At 66.9% G+C, this 17,861-nt stretch carries 11 protein-coding genes and 3 rRNA genes; 7 read left to right on the top strand and 7 right to left on the bottom strand.

Features of this window, described 5'->3' with window-relative positions; translation table 11 throughout:
- The first annotated feature begins 137 nt into the window (after positions 1-137).
- On the top strand, positions 138-1,781 hold the full coding sequence (locus tag IOD14_RS42485) for a SpoIIE family protein phosphatase (protein WP_212673031.1): 1,644 nt from the start codon (positions 138-140) through the stop codon (positions 1,779-1,781).
- An 83-nt stretch (positions 1,782-1,864) separates the two neighbouring features.
- Here the strand turns inward: IOD14_RS42485 and IOD14_RS42480 are convergent, their stop codons facing one another.
- Positions 1,865-3,133, bottom strand: coding sequence for an MFS transporter (locus IOD14_RS42480; protein WP_123992729.1), 1,269 nt, complete (start codon positions 3,131-3,133; stop codon positions 1,865-1,867).
- Between the two features lie 122 nt (positions 3,134-3,255).
- Here IOD14_RS42480 and IOD14_RS42475 point away from each other — a divergent pair, with 122 nt between their 5' ends.
- The 4 genes from IOD14_RS42475 (at position 3,256) to rrf (ending at position 9,580) form a co-directional block, all read left to right on the top strand.
- A complete protein-coding gene (locus tag IOD14_RS42475; protein ID WP_123990204.1) occupies positions 3,256-3,804 on the top strand; it encodes a MarR family transcriptional regulator in 549 nt (182 codons plus the stop codon).
- Positions 3,805-4,436: 632 nt separating this feature from the next.
- Positions 4,437-5,962: ribosomal RNA gene (locus IOD14_RS42470) — 16S ribosomal RNA — on the top strand.
- A 307-nt stretch (positions 5,963-6,269) separates the two neighbouring features.
- Positions 6,270-9,392, top strand: a 23S ribosomal RNA gene (locus tag IOD14_RS42465).
- A gap of 71 nt (positions 9,393-9,463) precedes the next feature.
- A 5S ribosomal RNA gene (gene rrf / locus IOD14_RS42460) occupies positions 9,464-9,580 on the top strand.
- Together the 16S, 23S and 5S rRNA genes form the textbook arrangement of a ribosomal RNA operon.
- A gap of 64 nt (positions 9,581-9,644) precedes the next feature.
- Here rrf and IOD14_RS42455 read toward each other — a convergent pair.
- Genes IOD14_RS42455 through IOD14_RS42440 form a run of 4 tightly spaced genes read right to left on the bottom strand, consistent with a single transcriptional unit; the run spans position 9,645 to position 13,281 of the window.
- Entirely contained in the window at positions 9,645-10,313 is a 669-nt protein-coding gene (locus IOD14_RS42455) for a response regulator transcription factor (protein ID WP_212673030.1), read from the bottom strand.
- Positions 10,310-11,572: a histidine kinase gene (locus tag IOD14_RS42450; RefSeq protein ID WP_212673515.1), complete on the bottom strand. Its 1,263-nt coding sequence runs from the start codon at positions 11,570-11,572 to the stop codon at positions 10,310-10,312. The genes IOD14_RS42455 and IOD14_RS42450 overlap by 4 nt, the downstream gene beginning before the upstream one ends.
- A gap of 24 nt (positions 11,573-11,596) precedes the next feature.
- A complete protein-coding gene (locus IOD14_RS42445) occupies positions 11,597-12,364 on the bottom strand; it encodes an ABC transporter permease (RefSeq protein ID WP_212673029.1) in 768 nt (255 codons plus the stop codon).
- Positions 12,361-13,281, bottom strand: coding sequence for an ABC transporter ATP-binding protein (locus tag IOD14_RS42440; protein ID WP_212673028.1), 921 nt, complete (start codon positions 13,279-13,281; stop codon positions 12,361-12,363). Before IOD14_RS42440 ends, IOD14_RS42445 begins: the two co-directional genes overlap by 4 nt.
- 94 nt (positions 13,282-13,375) lie before the next feature.
- On the opposite strand from IOD14_RS42440, the gene IOD14_RS42435 reads away from it, so the two are divergent.
- Together IOD14_RS42435 and IOD14_RS42430 are read left to right on the top strand one after the other, a co-directional pair.
- Positions 13,376-13,921 (top strand): GNAT family N-acetyltransferase, encoded by a 546-nt coding sequence (locus tag IOD14_RS42435; RefSeq protein WP_123990200.1) that lies wholly within the window; start codon positions 13,376-13,378, stop codon positions 13,919-13,921.
- Between the two features lie 29 nt (positions 13,922-13,950).
- On the top strand, positions 13,951-14,808 hold the full coding sequence (locus tag IOD14_RS42430) for a GNAT family N-acetyltransferase (protein WP_212673027.1): 858 nt from the start codon (positions 13,951-13,953) through the stop codon (positions 14,806-14,808).
- A 61-nt stretch (positions 14,809-14,869) separates the two neighbouring features.
- On the opposite strand, the gene IOD14_RS42425 is transcribed toward IOD14_RS42430, so the two are convergent.
- Together IOD14_RS42425 and IOD14_RS42420 are read right to left on the bottom strand one after the other, a co-directional pair.
- Positions 14,870-16,423, bottom strand: coding sequence for a type VI secretion protein (locus IOD14_RS42425; RefSeq protein ID WP_212673026.1), 1,554 nt, complete (start codon positions 16,421-16,423; stop codon positions 14,870-14,872).
- A gap of 13 nt (positions 16,424-16,436) precedes the next feature.
- A complete protein-coding gene (locus IOD14_RS42420; protein WP_123990197.1) occupies positions 16,437-17,852 on the bottom strand; it encodes an ATP-binding protein in 1,416 nt (471 codons plus the stop codon).
- Positions 17,853-17,861 lie beyond the last annotated feature (9 nt).

The raw sequence follows: 17,861 nt of genomic DNA, 5'->3' as shown, positions 1-17,861 counted from the left end.
TTCGGACGGGCAGCCGCCCGCCCCTCGAACCAAGAGGTTCCCACCGTGCTGCACCCCCGGGCTGCCGTCCCCAGCCCCCCGGCCGGGCCCGGAGCCGGCCCGACGACGCCGAAGACGACGACACGAGGCAAGGATTCGTGAACTTCACGCGCTGGAGCGCCCGCCTCCCCGGAACGCAGCGCCGCGCCGCAGCGCGGACCGACGAACTGGTCACCGAGGACCGCCTGAGCGAGGGCGCCGTCCCCGCGGCCCGCGCCGAACAACTGACCGTGCCGGTCCCCGCCGTCGACGAACTCCCCGTACGCGAGGTCCTCGACCGTGTCCCCGCCCTCGTCGCCCTCGTCCACGGCCCCGACCACCGCCTCGCCTACGTCAACGACGCCTATGTGGTCGCCTTCGGCCTGCGCACCACGGGCGAACCGGCCCGCGAAGCCCTCCCCGAACTCGAGGAGATCGGCCTGCTCCCCCTGCTCGACCAGGTCCTGCGCAGCGGCAAGCCCCGCACGGTCAAGTCCCGCAAGGCCCCCGACGGCCGCTCCTACACCTTCACCTGCACCCCGGTGACGCAGGGACACGGCGGCGGGGGCGGCGGCGGTGTCCTCGTCTTCGCGACCGACGTCACCGACCATGCCGAGGCCGCCGAACGCCTCAGAGCCAGCGAGCGCCGCCAGCGCGAGACCGCGGTCACCCTCCAGCGCTCCCTGCTCCCCCAGGAGCTCGAGGAACCCGACGACCTGCGCATCGCCGCCACCTACCACCCCGGCGGCACGGAGGCGGCGGTCGGCGGCGACTGGTACGACGTCATCACCCTCGGCGGCGGCCGCACAGCCCTGGTCATCGGCGACGTCATGGGCCGCGGGGTCCGCGCGGCGGCGGTCATGGGCCAGCTCCGCACGGCGGTCAGGGCGTACGCCCGCCTCGACCTGCCCCCGCACGAGGTGCTCCAGCTCCTGGACGGCCTCGCCACGGAGATCGACGCCAACCAGATCGCCACCTGCGTCTACGCCATCCACGACCCGAACGAGGGCAAGCTCGTCTACGCCTCGGCCGGTCACCTGCCCATCCTGGTCCGCGACGAGAGCGGTGTGGTCCTGCGCGCCGACGAACCCACCGGCCCGCCGCTCGGCACCGGCGGCTGGATGCACACCTCGGGCTCCATCCCGCTCGGCCCGGGTTCCACGGCCGTCCTCTACACGGACGGCCTGGTCGAGCGCCGCAACGAAGACCTGGACGAGGGCATCGCGGCCCTGGAGCGCGCCCTGGCCGGCGCCACCGGCACCCCCCAGGTGATCTGCGACCGCCTGGTCCGCTCCGCCGGCGTCACCGCGGAACACGACGACGACGTGGCCGTCATGGTCCTCCAGCACCCGGCCCACACGGGACCCGAGGGCGAACTCTTCCGCAACGCCGCGCTGGAACTGCTGGGCGGCGTCGAGGCGGCTCCACGCGCGCGTGCGTTCGCCTCCGGCGTGCTGACCAGCTGGCGGTTCCCGGTCGAGCTGCACGACCTGGGCGTACTGGCGGTGAGCGAGCTGGTCGCCAACTCCCTCCAGCACGGCACCCCGCCCATGCGCTTGCGCCTGCGCCGCACCGACCGGCGGCTCATCGTCGAGGTGACGGACGGGGACGACCACCTCCCCCGGCGCCGCAGGGCGGAGCCGGGGGACGAGTCCGGTCGCGGGATCGCCATCGTGGCGACCATCGCGTCGAACTGGGGGTCGCGGAGGACGCCGGGGGGTGGCAAGGCGGTCTGGTGCGAGTTCGTGCTGCCGAAGGGGTAGCGCCGCAGGGGTCCTGACCGATCCCGGGCGCGGGTTGCCGGTCGCTGGTCGCGCAGCTCCCCGCGCCCCCGGGTGGGCTGCAGCTAGGCGGCCAGAGACTTCGCCGCTGCTCCGCCCTGTGCCACCACTCGGCTCTTCCGCAGGGACGGCTGGTTCTGCACCGGCGTCAGCTGCTTGCCCAGGCGCAGCGCGAGGTACGTGATGCCCAGCGAGAACAGCAGGAACGTCACGATGTACGGCGCGTGCAGGGAGGCTCCCATCGGGCCGCCCACTGCCGGACCGACGGCCAGGGCGAGCTGCTTCACCAGGGCGAAGGCCGAGTTGTACTGGCCCGCCATCCCCTCCGGCGCCAGGTCGGCGACCAGCGGGGCCACCGTCGGCGACAGCATTGCCTCACCCAGTCCGAACAGGGCGTACGTCGACACGAACGCGGCCGTGGCCATCTCCCGACTGCCGTGTCCGAGCCCGGCATAGCCCGCGACGACCCAGGCCACCGCCCAGATGAGCCCGACCAGGGCGATCACCCGGGACCGCCTCCGCCGCTCGACGAACCTCAGCACGGCGAACTGCGCGACCACGATCATTGCGGTGTTGGCGGCCAGGGCCGTGCCCAGCGCGGAGGTGGAGATGCCGGCGGCCTCGACGCCGTACGCGCTCAGGCCGGACTCGAACTGTCCGTAGCAGGCGAAGAACAGCACGAAGCCCAGCACGCTCAGCTGCACCATGGCCCGGTTGCCGAGCAGCTGCTTCCAGCCGCCCTTGGCGGACCGCGTCGGCGCGCCTTCGATACGCGGCGAGTGCGGCAGCCGCAGGGTCGCCATCACCACCACCAGCAGCAGGAACATCGCCGCCTCGATCGCGAACAGCACGGTGAAGGACGCCGCGCTCGACGTGTCCACGAGATGCCCGCCGATGAGACCACCGACGCCGAGCCCGAGGTTCTGCAGGAAGAACTGCGTCGCGAAGGCCCGGGACCGCGTCTCCGAGGGGGAGCAGTCCACGATCATCGTGGCCAGCGCCGGCTGCATGACGGCCTGGCCCGCCCCGAGCGCGGCCGCCGACAGCAGCACGGTCGACGCATGGCTGGACAGTCCGAGGCTCAGCGCTCCGAGCGCGGCCGTGAGCAGAGCGATGAGCAGCACCGGCAGCGGTCCCCGCCGGACGATGGCCCGCCCGGCGAACGGCAGCACGATCAGCGCCGCCACGGCGAAGACGGCGAGGACCGACCCAGCCGTCATGGCACCGAGACCCCGCACCTGCGCCACGTAGACGTACAGGTAGGGGACGGTGAAACCGAGCCCGAACGCGCTGAGTGCGTTGCCCACGTGGATCCGGCGCATCGCTGCGCCCATCGCCCTGGTCACGTTCACCTCTCTCACTAGTTAGATGTGAAGACTTCAAAGCTAAAGTTCGAAGCTAAAGAGTACATACCGAAGGACTTCAAGGCAAAGCAGGTGCGTGCCATACTGCGGCCATGGCCGAGACCCCTGGCATGCCCGAGCCGACGCTCGAAGAGCAGATCGCCGCCTACCAGCGCGAGTTCCAGGACCTCGACCCCCAGGTCGAGCAGATCGTCACGGCGCTGTCCCGGCTGAACCGCCGCATGAACGTCGCCTACGGCCGTCAGACCGCCGCCCTCGGCATCAGCAACGCCGAGTGGGAGGTCCTCAAGGCGCTCGTGCTGTCCGGCGCCCCCTATCGGATGGGCCCCAGCGACCTCGCCAAGCGCCTCGGTCTCACGCCGGCCGCGATGACCCACCGGATCGACCGCATGCTCGTCGAGGGACTGGTGACCCGGGAGCGGGACGAGTCCAACCGTGTCCGGGTGATCGTGGAGCTGACCGCCGAAGGCCGAGAGAAGTGGCTGGAGGCGATGCGCCTCGCCACGGTCTTCGAGGAGGACCTGCTCCAGGACCTGTCCGCGGACGAGCGCAACACCCTCGGCGACGTCCTCACCCGGCTCCTGCGTAGGGTGGAGCACGCACAGCCGGATGCCGGCGGGCGACTCAGCGACCTCGACTGAAAAGATCTTGACAGAGGGTGCTTGACAGCCCCCTGCTGGATCCGTAAAGTTCTTCGGGTTGCCACCGGGCCGTAACGGTTCTGCGGTAGCGCCTCCGCCGCGAGAGCGGCCACTCAAACCATCAAAACGATCTCCCAGCCGGGATGAATTCGGCGTGCCCGAATTCAATTCGATTTGGATGCGAGCCCTCGATTTGGGACCGCAGCGAGAGTCCGCTAAGGTTTGAGACGTCGGAACGGCCCAACAGCCGGGAAGGCAAGCCCCTCTGACTGGGAATCAGGCCCGAAAGGATCTGATAGAGTCGGAACCGCCGGAAAGGGAAACGCGAGAGCGGGAATCTGGAAAGCACCGAGGAAATCGGAACCGGAAACGGTCTGATAGAGTCGGAAACGCAAGACCGAAGGGAAAAGCCCGGAGGAAAGCCCGAGAGGGTGAGTACAAAGGAAGCGTCCGTTCCTTGAGAACTCAACAGCGTGCCAAAAATCAACGCCAGATATGTTGATACCCCGTCTCTCTCGGTTTCGAGAGGGCGAGGTTCCTTTGAAGAAAACACAGCGAGGACGCTGTGAACGACCGCCTTATTCCGGTGGTTGTTCCGCTCTCGTGTGTGTGCACCCGATTACGGGTAAACATTCACGGAGAGTTTGATCCTGGCTCAGGACGAACGCTGGCGGCGTGCTTAACACATGCAAGTCGAACGATGAACCACTTCGGTGGGGATTAGTGGCGAACGGGTGAGTAACACGTGGGCAATCTGCCCTTCACTCTGGGACAAGCCCTGGAAACGGGGTCTAATACCGGATACCACTACCGCAGGCATCTGTGGTGGTTGAAAGCTCCGGCGGTGAAGGATGAGCCCGCGGCCTATCAGCTTGTTGGTGAGGTAATGGCTCACCAAGGCGACGACGGGTAGCCGGCCTGAGAGGGCGACCGGCCACACTGGGACTGAGACACGGCCCAGACTCCTACGGGAGGCAGCAGTGGGGAATATTGCACAATGGGCGAAAGCCTGATGCAGCGACGCCGCGTGAGGGATGACGGCCTTCGGGTTGTAAACCTCTTTCAGCAGGGAAGAAGCGAAAGTGACGGTACCTGCAGAAGAAGCGCCGGCTAACTACGTGCCAGCAGCCGCGGTAATACGTAGGGCGCAAGCGTTGTCCGGAATTATTGGGCGTAAAGAGCTCGTAGGCGGCTTGTCACGTCGGGTGTGAAAGCCCGGGGCTTAACCCCGGGTCTGCATTCGATACGGGCTAGCTAGAGTGTGGTAGGGGAGATCGGAATTCCTGGTGTAGCGGTGAAATGCGCAGATATCAGGAGGAACACCGGTGGCGAAGGCGGATCTCTGGGCCATTACTGACGCTGAGGAGCGAAAGCGTGGGGAGCGAACAGGATTAGATACCCTGGTAGTCCACGCCGTAAACGGTGGGAACTAGGTGTTGGCGACATTCCACGTCGTCGGTGCCGCAGCTAACGCATTAAGTTCCCCGCCTGGGGAGTACGGCCGCAAGGCTAAAACTCAAAGGAATTGACGGGGGCCCGCACAAGCAGCGGAGCATGTGGCTTAATTCGACGCAACGCGAAGAACCTTACCAAGGCTTGACATACACCGGAAAGCATTAGAGATAGTGCCCCCCTTGTGGTCGGTGTACAGGTGGTGCATGGCTGTCGTCAGCTCGTGTCGTGAGATGTTGGGTTAAGTCCCGCAACGAGCGCAACCCTTGTTCTGTGTTGCCAGCATGCCCTTCGGGGTGATGGGGACTCACAGGAGACCGCCGGGGTCAACTCGGAGGAAGGTGGGGACGACGTCAAGTCATCATGCCCCTTATGTCTTGGGCTGCACACGTGCTACAATGGCAGGTACAATGAGCTGCGATACCGTGAGGTGGAGCGAATCTCAAAAAGCCTGTCTCAGTTCGGATTGGGGTCTGCAACTCGACCCCATGAAGTCGGAGTTGCTAGTAATCGCAGATCAGCATTGCTGCGGTGAATACGTTCCCGGGCCTTGTACACACCGCCCGTCACGTCACGAAAGTCGGTAACACCCGAAGCCGGTGGCCCAACCCCTTGTGGGAGGGAGCTGTCGAAGGTGGGACTGGCGATTGGGACGAAGTCGTAACAAGGTAGCCGTACCGGAAGGTGCGGCTGGATCACCTCCTTTCTAAGGAGCATCTAGGCCGCCAAGCGTGCTTGGTGGTCCAGGGCCATTACGCAGGCAAACGTTCTGCGGTGGTTGCTCATGGGTGGAACGTTGATTATTCGGCCGGTTTCACGGGTCGGAGGCTGCAAGTACTGCTCGCAAGAGCGTGGAAAGCATGATCTCCGGACGGGATCTGGTCGGGCACGCTGTTGGGTGTCTGAGGGAATGAACCCCCTCGATGCCGGCCCCAGTGAACTCGGAGTGTTGCTCCGGGGTGATGGGTGGCTGGTCGTTGTTTGAGAACTGCACAGTGGACGCGAGCATCTGTGGCCAAGTTTTTAAGGGCGCACGGTGGATGCCTTGGCACCAGGAACCGATGAAGGACGTGGGAGGCCACGATAGTCCCCGGGGAGTCGTCAACCAGGCTTTGATCCGGGGGTTTCCGAATGGGGAAACCCGGCAGTCGTCATGGGCTGTCACCCATACCTGAACACATAGGGTATGTGGAGGGAACGCGGGGAAGTGAAACATCTCAGTACCCGCAGGAAGAGAAAACAACCGTGATTCCGGGAGTAGTGGCGAGCGAAACCGGATGAGGCCAAACCGTATGCGTGTGAGACCCGGCAGGGGTTGCGCATGCGGGGTTGTGGGATCTCTCTTTCACAGTCTGCCGGCTGTGAGACGAGTCAGAAACCGTTGATGTAGGCGAAGGACATGCGAAAGGTCCGGCGTAGAGGGTAAGACCCCCGTAGTCGAAACATCAGCGGCTCGTTTGAGAGACACCCAAGTAGCACGGGGCCCGAGAAATCCCGTGTGAATCTGGCGGGACCACCCGCTAAGCCTAAATATTCCCTGGTGACCGATAGCGGATAGTACCGTGAGGGAATGGTGAAAAGTACCGCGGGAGCGGAGTGAAATAGTACCTGAAACCGTGTGCCTACAAGCCGTGGGAGCGTCGGAATGAAAGCTTGCTTTCATTCTCGTGACTGCGTGCCTTTTGAAGAATGAGCCTGCGAGTTTGCGGTGTGTTGCGAGGTTAACCCGGGTGGGGTAGCCGTAGCGAAAGCGAGTCCTAATAGGGCGTTTGAGTAGCACGCTCAAGACCCGAAGCGGAGTGATCTAGCCATGGGCAGGTTGAAGCGGAGGTAAGACTTCGTGGAGGACCGAACCCACCAGGGTTGAAAACCTGGGGGATGACCTGTGGTTAGGGGTGAAAGGCCAATCAAACTCCGTGATAGCTGGTTCTCCCCGAAATGCATTTAGGTGCAGCGTCGTGTGTTTCTTGCCGGAGGTAGAGCACTGGATAGGCGATGGGCCCTACCGGGTTACTGACCTTAGCCAAACTCCGAATGCCGGTAAGTGAGAGCGCGGCAGTGAGACTGTGGGGGATAAGCTCCATGGTCGAGAGGGAAACAGCCCAGAGCATCGACTAAGGCCCCTAAGCGTACGCTAAGTGGGAAAGGATGTGGAGTCGCAGAGACAACCAGGAGGTTGGCTTAGAAGCAGCCACCCTTGAAAGAGTGCGTAATAGCTCACTGGTCTAGTGATTCCGCGCCGACAATGTAGCGGGGCTCAAGCGTACCGCCGAAGTCGTGTCATTGCAGCAATACGCCCAACGGCGGCTGTGATGGGTAGGGGAGCGTCGTGTGCCGGGTGAAGCTGCAGCGGAAGCTAGTGGTGGACGGTTCACGAGTGAGAATGCAGGCATGAGTAGCGATACACACGTGGGAAACGTGTGCGCCGATTGACTAAGGGTTCCTGGGTCAAGCTGATCTGCCCAGGGTAAGTCGGGACCTAAGGCGAGGCCGACAGGCGTAGTCGATGGATAACCGGTTGATATTCCGGTACCCGCTGTGAAGCGTCAAACATCGAACCAGGCGATGCTAAGTCCGTGAAGCCGCCCCGGAGCCTTCGGGCAAAGGGGAGTGGTGGAGCCGACGAACCAGACTTGCAGTAGGTGAGTGATGGGGTGACGCAGGAAGGTAGTCCAGCCCGGGCGGTGGTTGTCCCGGGGTAAGGGTGTAGGCCGTGCGATAGGCAAATCCGTCGCACTTGTGGCTGAGACCTGATGCCGAGCCGATTGTGGTGAAGTGGATGATCCTATGCTGTCGAGAAAAGCCTCTAGCGAGTTTCATGGCGGCCCGTACCCTAAACCGACTCAGGTGGTCAGGTAGAGAATACCGAGGCGTTCGGGTGAACTATGGTTAAGGAACTCGGCAAAATGCCCCCGTAACTTCGGGAGAAGGGGGGCCATCACCGGTGATTGAATTTACTTCATGAGCTGGGGGTGGCCGCAGAGACCAGCGAGAAGCGACTGTTTACTAAAAACACAGGTCCGTGCGAAGCCGTAAGGCGATGTATACGGACTGACGCCTGCCCGGTGCTGGAACGTTAAGGGGACCGGTTAGTCACATTTCGGTGTGGCGAAGCTGAGAACTTAAGCGCCAGTAAACGGCGGTGGTAACTATAACCATCCTAAGGTAGCGAAATTCCTTGTCGGGTAAGTTCCGACCTGCACGAATGGCGTAACGACTTCTCGACTGTCTCAACCATAGGCCCGGTGAAATTGCACTACGAGTAAAGATGCTCGTTTCGCGCAGCAGGACGGAAAGACCCCGGGACCTTTACTACAGTTTGATATTGGTGTTCGGTTCGGCTTGTGTAGGATAGCTGGGAGACTGTGAAGCTTGGACGCCAGTTCAGGTGGAGTCGTCGTTGAAATACCAGTCTGGTCGTGCTGGATGTCTAACCTGGGTCCGTGATCCGGATCAGGGACAGTGTCTGATGGGTAGTTTAACTGGGGCGGTTGCCTCCTAAAGAGTAACGGAGGCGCCCAAAGGTTCCCTCAGCCTGGTTGGTAATCAGGTGTTGAGTGTAAGTGCACAAGGGAGCTTGACTGTGAGACCGACGGGTCGAGCAGGGACGAAAGTCGGGACTAGTGATCCGGCGGTGGCTTGTGGAAGCGCCGTCGCTCAACGGATAAAAGGTACCCCGGGGATAACAGGCTGATCTTCCCCAAGAGTCCATATCGACGGGATGGTTTGGCACCTCGATGTCGGCTCGTCGCATCCTGGGGCTGGAGTCGGTCCCAAGGGTTGGGCTGTTCGCCCATTAAAGCGGTACGCGAGCTGGGTTTAGAACGTCGTGAGACAGTTCGGTCCCTATCCGCTGCGCGCGTAGGAATATTGAGAAGGGCTGTCCCTAGTACGAGAGGACCGGGACGGACGAACCTCTGGTGTGCCAGTTGTTCTGCCAAGGGCATGGCTGGTTGGCTACGTTCGGGAGGGATAACCGCTGAAAGCATCTAAGCGGGAAGCCTGCTTCGAGATGAGTATTCCCACCCCCTTTGAGGGGTTAAGGCTCCCAGTAGACGACTGGGTTGATAGGCCGGATCTGGAAGCCCAGTAATGGGTGGAGGTGACCGGTACTAATAGGCCGAGGGCTTGTCCATATTTGCTCGCGTCCACTGTGTTAGTTCTGAGGCAACGACCGTGTTGTGTTTCCGGTCTAACTTCATAGTGTTTCGGTGGTCATAGCGTGAGGGAAACGCCCGGTTACATTCCGAACCCGGAAGCTAAGCCTTTCAGCGCCGATGGTACTGCAGGGGGGACCCTGTGGGAGAGTAGGACACCGCCGAACAATTTTTGGGAAAACCCCCGTGCCATTCGGCACGGGGGTTTTCTGCGTTTCATGACAGATTAAGTCAGGACGGCTCAACCAATCTCGTGTCGTACGCCAGGATCACCGCCTGGATTCGGTCCCGGGAGCCCGTCTTCGCGAGGATGCGGCCCACATGTGTCTTCACGGTCGATTCGGCCAGGTGCAGGCGGGCGGCTATTTCCGTGTTCGTCCAGCCGCTGCCGATGACGGTGAGGATCTCGCGTTCGCGGTCCGTGAGGCAGGCCAGACGTGGGTCGAGGCCGGGGGAAGTGACTGTCGTGTCCGTCGGCAGATGGTGTGCGTAGGCGTCCAGGAGGCGGCGGGTCAGGCTCGGGGCGACCACCGCGTCGCCGGTCGCCACCGCGCGGATGCCGGACAGGAGGTCCTCCGGCTGGGTGTCCTTGACCAGGAAGCCGGAGGCTCCGGCGCGGAGGCCGGCGTAGGCGTACTCGTCGAGGTCGAAGGTCGTGAGGATGAGGACGCGGGTGCGGTCGCCGGTGGCGACGATGCGGCGGGTGGCCTCGATGCCGTCAAGGCCGGGCATGCGGACGTCCATCAGCACCACGTCGGGATGCAGCTCGGCCGTCATACGGACCGCCTCGGTGCCGTTCGAGGCCTCGCCGAGGATCGTCAGGTCGTCCTGGCTCTCCAGCAGCATGCGGAAGCCGAAGCGCTGGAGGGGCTGGTCGTCGGCGATCAGGACGGTGGTCACTGCGGGGTTTCCTCCGGGAGGTGGAGGCTGACGCGCCAGCCTCGTTCGGGATGCGGTCGGGGGCCGGCCTCGAGAGTGCCGCCGTACAGGGACGTCCGTTCGCGCATGCCGGGCAGGCCGCGGCCGTCGGTCCCGCTCGGCTCGCCGCCGCGGCCGGTGTCGGTCACCGTGACCGTGACGGCGCCGCCATCGCCGTAGGACATCTCGATGGTCGAAGTGGCGTCGGGGCCCGCGTGCTTGAGGGTGTTGGTGAGGGCTTCCTGGACGACTCGGTAGACGGTGAGCTGGCGGCCCGGGGGGAGGGTCGGGGTGCCGTGGACCGTGGTGCGGACGGGGAGGCCCGCGCCGCGTACGCCCTCGATGAGGTGGTCGAGGTCGGCGAGTGCGGGCTGCGGGGACAGGGCGGCCTCCTGCTCTTCCTCCTCGCGGAGGACGTCCAGGAGGCGACGGAGCTCGGTGAGGGCTTGGCGGCTGGTCGTGGAGATGGCGTTCAGCGCATCCGCCGCGCGGTCGGGGGACTTGCGGGCGGCGTACCGGCCGCCGTCGGCCAGGCCCGTGATGACGGAGAGGTTGTGGCCGATGATGTCGTGCATCTCGCGGGCTATGCGGGCGCGTTCGGCGGCGGCGGAGAGGCGGGCCTGCTGGTCGCGCTCGATCTCGAGACGGTGGGCGCGGTCCTCCAGGGCCTCGGTGTGGTTGCGGCGCGTGCGAACCGTGATGCCGATCGCCGCTGCCGAGACGAAGAACAGCAGGGCCGGGAAGACGTCCTGGTCCGGGCTGCCTTGGGGATGGCGTACGGCGGTCACGACGACCGGGGTGAGGACGACCGCCACCGCCCACCACAGGGAGCGGTGGGGGCGGCGCAGAGCGATGTGGAAGACCACCAGCATCTGGAGCAGGGCCGCCTGGAGCACGGCTCCGCTCCAGGCGTTGGCCAGGGTGAACGGGACGAGGGCGAGGAGCACCGTGCGGGGGTGGCTGCGGCGCCACAGGAGCGGGACGGACAGGCCCAGGCTCAATGCGAGGACGAGGCCGCCGGGGAGGTCGGTGTTGCGGGCGATGTTGCGCCAGCCGTCGCCGAGGTAGTCGATGAGGGCCGCCGTCACCCAGAAGCCGGTCAGGTGCAGGTCCCACAGGAGGGGGTGGCGCCGGTCGAAGGCGCGCACCCGCCTGGTGACGCGCTGGACGTACTCGGTGAGGGGCTCCGTCACCCGTTCCTCCGCCACCCGGGGCGTCCGCTCTTCCGTCACGGGGTCCATGGTGGGGGCTCGAACCGTCATCCGTCAGACGTCCCGTCGCTTCAGGGTCAAGGCGGCTGCCGCCAGGGAGGCCGTCGTCCACAGGGACATGGCCAGCAGGGCGGTGCCCGAGGAGGCCGAGTCCGCGGCGGTGAGGGTCTCCAGGGCGCGGTTCGGGAAGTGGCGGACGGCGTCGTCGACGATGTCGTACGGCAGCATGGCCAGCACCTCGGGCAGGATCATGACCAGGCCGATGAACACGCCCGTCGCGATCGGGACCGAGCGGGCCAGTGCGCCGAGGCCCAGGGCCAGGACGGTGAGCAGGGCGAGGCCGGCCGCGTTGCCGGTGAGGGCGCGCAGGACGCCCGGGTCGCCGAGGGCGGCCTCGTGCTCGGTGCCGTCGAGGAAGGACTGGGCCAGCGGGAAGGTGAGGAGGTTCGTCCACAGACTGAGGACGAAGGTGATCGTGCCGAGGACCGCGGCCTTCGACCACAGGACGGGCAGACGGGTCGGCACCGCTGTCATGGTGGCGCGGATCTGGCCGGTCGAGTACTCGCCGGCGGTGGAGAGGATGCCCAGTACGCCCAGGTTGACCGTGGCGAACTGGGTGCCCAGGAGGACGAGGACGACCGTGTCCATGTGGGCGCCGTCGCCGGCGTCGTAGGCCGCGCTGACGCCCGCGCCCATGGCGAGGGTGAGGACGCTGGTGGCGACGAGGGTGATCCAGGTGGAGCGCAGGGTCCAGAGCTTGTGCCACTCCGAGTGCAGGACTCGGGCCGGGGTGACCCGGTAGGGCGTCGTCGCGGTGGTCATGCGATCGCTCCTTCCAGGGGCGTGGCGAACTCGACGGAGTCGTGGGTGAGTTCCATGAACGCCTGCTCCAACGAGACCTGGCTTGGCGTGAGTTCGTAGACGGGGATGGCGTGGGCTGCCGCGGTGCGGCCGATGTGGCAGGCGTCGGTGCCGCGGACCTCCAGCGTTTCGGGGCCGGTCCGGGCGATGTCCACCCCGGGCGCGGCCAGTCGGTGCACGAGGGTGTCGGCGTCCGGGGTGACGACCTTGACGGTGCCCGCGCCGGACCGTCGTACGAAGTCGTCGACCGTGGTGTCGGCCAGGAGGCGGCCGCGGCCGATGATGACCAGGTGGTCGGCGGTGAGGGCCGTCTCGCTCATCAGATGGGAGGAGACGAGGACCGTACGGCCCTCTGCCGCGAGAGACTTGAGGAGGTTGCGGATCCACAGGACGCCCTCGGGGTCGAGGCCGTTGACCGGTTCGTCGAGGACGAGGACGGCGGGGTCGCCGAGCAACGCGGCCGCGAGGCCGAGGCGTTGGCCCATGCCGAGGGAGAAGCCCCGGACCCTGCGGTGGGCGACCTCGGTCAGGCCCGTGAGGTCCAGGACCTGGTCGACGCGGGTTCGGGGGATGCCGTGGGTGTGGGCGAGGACGCGCAGGTGGTGGTAGGCGGTGCGGCCGGGGTGGACCGAGCGGGCCTCCAGGAGGGCGCCGACCTCGGTGAGGGGTGCGGGGTGGGTGACGTAGGCGCGGCCGCCGACGGCGGCGCGGCCGTGGGTCGGGGCGTCCAGGCCGAGGATCAGGCGCATGGTGGTGGACTTGCCGGCGCCGTTCGGGCCGAGGAAGCCGGTGACGGTGCCCGGTCGCACGGTGAAGGAGAGGTCGGCCACGGCGGTCCTGTCGCCGTACCGCTTCGTGAGGTCCTGTGCCGTAATCATGCTTCGATGCTCGTGCGGGCCGGGTCGGCGGGCGTCGGACCGCGGGCAGTATTCCAGGTGAGGCGGGTAGTACCCGGGTACTACTGTGGCCCGCATGAGCTACGTGATCCGTTCCGTCCGCGCCGACGAGTGGCCCGCCGCGAAGGAGTTGCGGCTCGCGGCTCTTCAGGACCCGGTCGCGCCGCTCGCGTTCCTGGAGACCTATGCGGAGGCCGTCGCGCGGCCCGACTCCTACTGGCGGGAGCGGACGGCCGGCGGTGCCGAGGGGGCGGACGGGGCCCAGACGATCATCGCCGAGGCGCCGGACGGCCGGTGGGTCGCGACGGTGACGGTGCTGCTGGAGGAGCCCGGGACCACCGACTGGGCCGGGTTTGCGGTCGAGCGGAAGCAGGGGCATCTCGTCGGGGTGTTCGTGCGGCCCGAGGAGCGCGGCAGCGGGCTCACCGATGTGCTGTTCGACGCCGCCGTGGAGTGGGCATGGGCGCACGGGGCGGAGCGGGTGCGGCTCATCGTGCACGAGGACAACGGGCGGGCGCAGCGTTTCTACCGCAAGGTGGGGTTCGAGCCCACGGGGGTGCTGGTGCCGCTGGCGGCGGCCGACGGGGAGTCGGAGCTGGAGTTCGCGCTGGAACGCGACTGACGGGTGCGGTCCGTGAGGGATCATGAAGCATGCGTCCGGACGACTGGCACCTGACCGAAGACATCGACGAGTTCCTCGCCCGGGCCGGGGAGTTCCTGCGCTCGCGCCCCGTCCCGCACATCATGCAGCTGACCTGGACCGCGAGACTTCGCGCCCGTGGGGCGGCCGCGTACGACGCCGAGGGTGCCGTGTTCGGTCTGCTGGAGCGGGCGGGTGAGGTCCAGGCCGCCTTCCACCGTCTGTCGCCCCACCGCGGCCTGGGGCTGACCCCGCTCACCGCCGAGCAGGCCGACGCCCTCGCCGCCCGTCTGGTCGCGCTGGGGCATTCCGTGCCCTCCGTCAGCGCGGACGACGCGACCGCCGCCGTCTTCGCCGAGGCATGGCAGCGGCACACCGGGGCGACGTCGAACGTGCGGGTACGGCTGTGTCTGCACCGGCTCGGGACGCTCGTGCCGCCGGAGCCGTACCCGGCGGGGCGTGGCCGGGCCGTGGGTGAGCGGGATCAGGAGCAACTGATCAGCCTGTGCCGCGGGTTCGCCGCCGATGTGGGGGAGGCCGTCACCGTCGACGCCGGCTCCTGGGCCGGCACCCGCTTCTCCGACAAGCGCTACATGTTCTGGGAGACGCCGGACGGCACGCCCGTCTCCATGGCGGGCGCCAACCCGATGGTCGCCGGCCTGGTTCAGGTGGATCCCGTGTACACACCGGCCCACCTGCGCGGTCGTGGGTACGCGGGTGCCGTGACGGTCGAGGTGAGCCGGGCCGCGCTGGCCGCGGGTGCCACGGATGTGGTGCTGTTCACGGACGCGGCCAACCCGATCAGCAACGCCCTCTATTGGCGGCTCGGATATGTGCCGGTCGTCGACTGGGTGGTGTACGACTTCTGAGCGCTGCGCCCTGCACTCCGGCCGCTGAACTACGGCCCTTGGGGGGGCCGGCCTCCGGGCTCTACGCCGGGAGGTCCGCGTCCGGCCAGCGGGTGCGGGCCTGTTCCCGGGACCGGAGCAGGGCCAGGGTCGGTAGCCCCCGGTCCGCTCCGGTGGCCAGCAGCTCCGGGAGCAGGGGAAGCGGAGCCACGGCTGCGACGTCGTCCAGGACGAGCGTCAGTGGTGGGTCGAGGCGACCGGAGGATGACCGTTCGGCCATGCGCCGGCCACGCTCGACCACGCTTGAGGTGAGGGCCGTCAGCAGGGGCATCGCGCCCGGGTTGGTCCTGGGGTCCTCGATGGATTCACCCACCACATAAAGCGTGCCCCCTTCGTCGACGAAGGAATCCAAGGCGAGGGCATCATTTCGGTTGGGAGTGCATGCCTCGCGGATGTTGACCGTGAAGAGTGCGGAGAGCGCTCTGGTGGTCAACTCCTGGGCGATGTCCCGGCGTTCCGGGTGCGCGGTGAGAGCGGCCTCGAGTTCGCCCGCGGCGCCGGGGGCCGCCTTCGGGTGGGTGCGGAGGGTCCTGACGGCGTCCTGTACCTGGGTGCCCTGGCACCAGCGGTGGACGTGGCGGATGGTGCGGGTCTCTATGGCCGCCGCGTGGAGGTAGCTGCGCAGGAGCGTTTCGGCTACGTCGGCGACGGCCTGGTCGATCCTGGCGGTGGGGCGGACGGGGGCGAGGAGGGCCGCGGCTCTCGCTTTGGCCGTTTCCTTGGTCTCGCAGCCCGTGGTGGGGGACCAGTGGAGGCGGGCCGGGGTGTCGCAGAGGTGGGCGGGGTCGTAGACGTGGACGGGGCCGAGTTTGGCTCGGGCGTCCTTGGTGTCCTGCCAGAGAGCGGGGTTCGAGGTGACCACGAGGGCGGGGCCGTCCGCGTCTCTGATGGCCTGGGTGGCGCTGGTGTGGCGGGTTGCCGGCGGGGCGTAGAGGATCGGACCTTCGGCACGCGATGTCTCCCATGCGCCCACCCGTTCGCCCTTGGGCGGAGAAGCGGGCAGCGCGGCGGCGCCGGAGAGGGGGGCCGTGGCCGGCTGCGGCTCGGGTGTCGGTCTCGGGATCGGCACCTCGTGGGTCGGTACCTCGTGGGCCGGAGCCTCCTGGGCCGCCGGCACCTCGTGCACCGGCATCTCCTGGACCGGCATCTCCTGGACCGGTTCCGGGGCCCTGCGCCTTTCCCGGGCCGCCAGTTTCTCCGCTCTCGTCCTCGCGCGTACGGCTCTCCAGCGGGCCAGAGTCCCCATCACGAAGATCGTGAGGACGACCAGGATCAGGAGCTGGCCGATGAACAGGCCCCAGACCAGGCCGTAGCCGGAGAGTTGGTCGGCCGGGGTGTCGGGCCAGGCGCCGGGGATGTCCTGGGGGTGGCCGATGAGGTGGCGCATGGCCAGGGGGGTGCGGGAGAAGGTGACGCCCCGGGGCCAGTCGCCGTGGGCGAACAGGCCCGCGAGGCCCGTGGCCGTCCAGACCAGCAGGGTCATGCCGAGGAGGAAGGCGAGTATGCCGACCAGCAGGCCGTCCGGGACGCCTCCTTGGGCTCCCCGAGCGTCCTGCCGGCGGTCGTCCGGTCTCACCACTGCCCGCCTCCTACGCCACCGTCGACTCGGAGTCGCCCATGTGCTGTTCCACGAAGGCCGCCGCCCGCTCCTCCGCCTCCAGTTCGGCGGCGCGCAGGGCGTCGTCGGCCAGGTCGCGGTCCGCGGAGGACTCCGTCATCGCGCGGTCGGTGAAGACCAGGGGGCGTTCGGTCTCGGTGACCAGGTGTTTGACCACCTGGACATTGCCGTTGACGTCCCACACGGCGATACCGGGAGTGAGGGAGGGGATGATCTCCACGGCCCAGCGGGGCAGGCCGAGGACCCGGCCCGTGGCGCGTGCCTCGTCGGCCTTCTGTGCGTAGATCGTCCTCGTCGAGGCCATCTTCAGGATCGCGGCCGCTTCCTTGGCCGCCGCTCCGTCCACCACGTCGGACAGGTGGTGGACCACCGCCACGAAGGACAGACCGAGCCGGCGGCCGAACTTCAGCAGGCGCTGGAAGAGCTGGGCCACGAACGGGCTGTTGATGATGTGCCAGGCTTCCTCGACCAGGAAGATGCGCTTCTTGCGGTCGGGGCGGATCCAGGTGTGTTCCAGCCAAACACCGACGATCGCCATGAGGATGGGCATGGCGATGGAGTTGCGGTCGATGTGGGACAAATCGAAGACGATCAGCGGCGCGTCCAGATCGATGCCGACCGTGGTCGGGCCGTCGAACATGCCTCGCAGGTCACCGTCGACCAGGCGGTCCAGCACGAGGGCCACGTCCAGGCCCCATGCCCGTACGTCCTCTATGTCGACGTTCATCGCCTCGGCGGACTCGGGCTCGGGGTGCCGTAGCTGCTCCACGATGTCCGTGAGGATCGGCTGGCGTTCGACGATCGTCTCGTTGACGTAGGCGTGCGCGACCTTGAGGGCGAAGCCGGAGCGCTCGTCGAGGCCGTGGCCCATCGCGACCTCGATGATGGTGCGCAGCAGGGCGAGCTGGCCCGTGGTGGTGATCGCCGGGTCCAGGGGGTTGAGGCGGATGCCCTGGTCCAGGGCCGCCATCGGGTCGAGCCGGATGGGAGTTATCCCCAGCTCCTGCGCGATGAGGTTCCACTCGCCGGCGCCGTCCTCGCCCTGGGCGTCCAGGACGACGACCTGGCGGTCGCGGAAGCGCAACTGGCGCAGGACGTAGGTCTTCTCCAGCGCCGACTTGCCGTTGCCGGACTCGCCGAGGACCAGCCAGTGCGGGGCGGGGAGCTGCTGGCCGTAGAGCTGGAAGGGGTCGTAGATGTAGCCCTTGCCGGAGTACACCTCGCGGCCGATGATCACGCCCGAGTCGCCGAGGCCCGGCGCGGCGGTCGGGAGGTAGACCGCCTGCGCCTGGCCGGTGGAGGTGCGGACCGGCAGGCGGGTCGTCTCGACCTTTCCGAAGAGGAAGGACGTGAAGGCGTCGGTGAGGACGGACAGCGGATCCCGCATGCTTGGTCC

Origin of the sequence: Streptomyces sp. A2-16 (assembly GCF_018128905.1) — a bacterium.
GTDB lineage: Bacteria > Actinomycetota > Actinomycetes > Streptomycetales > Streptomycetaceae > Streptomyces.
The sequence above is the reverse complement of the archived record's forward strand: the minus strand, read 5'-3'. Positions and strand labels throughout refer to the sequence as shown.

Coding starts and splice junctions, on each gene's coding strand:
- IOD14_RS42480 (WP_123992729.1), bottom strand. CDS start 3,133: ATGGGCGCAGCGATGCGCCGGATCCACGTGGGCAACGCACTCAGCGCG.
- IOD14_RS42475 (WP_123990204.1), top strand. CDS start 3,256: ATGGCCGAGACCCCTGGCATGCCCGAGCCGACGCTCGAAGAGCAGATC.
- IOD14_RS42450 (WP_212673515.1), bottom strand. CDS start 11,572: ATGGACCCCGTGACGGAAGAGCGGACGCCCCGGGTGGCGGAGGAACGG.
- IOD14_RS42445 (WP_212673029.1), bottom strand. CDS start 12,364: ATGACCACCGCGACGACGCCCTACCGGGTCACCCCGGCCCGAGTCCTG.
- IOD14_RS42440 (WP_212673028.1), bottom strand. CDS start 13,281: ATGATTACGGCACAGGACCTCACGAAGCGGTACGGCGACAGGACCGCC.
- IOD14_RS42435 (WP_123990200.1), top strand. CDS start 13,376: ATGAGCTACGTGATCCGTTCCGTCCGCGCCGACGAGTGGCCCGCCGCG.
- IOD14_RS42430 (WP_212673027.1), top strand. CDS start 13,951: ATGCGTCCGGACGACTGGCACCTGACCGAAGACATCGACGAGTTCCTC.
- IOD14_RS42420 (WP_123990197.1), bottom strand. CDS start 17,852: ATGCGGGATCCGCTGTCCGTCCTCACCGACGCCTTCACGTCCTTCCTC.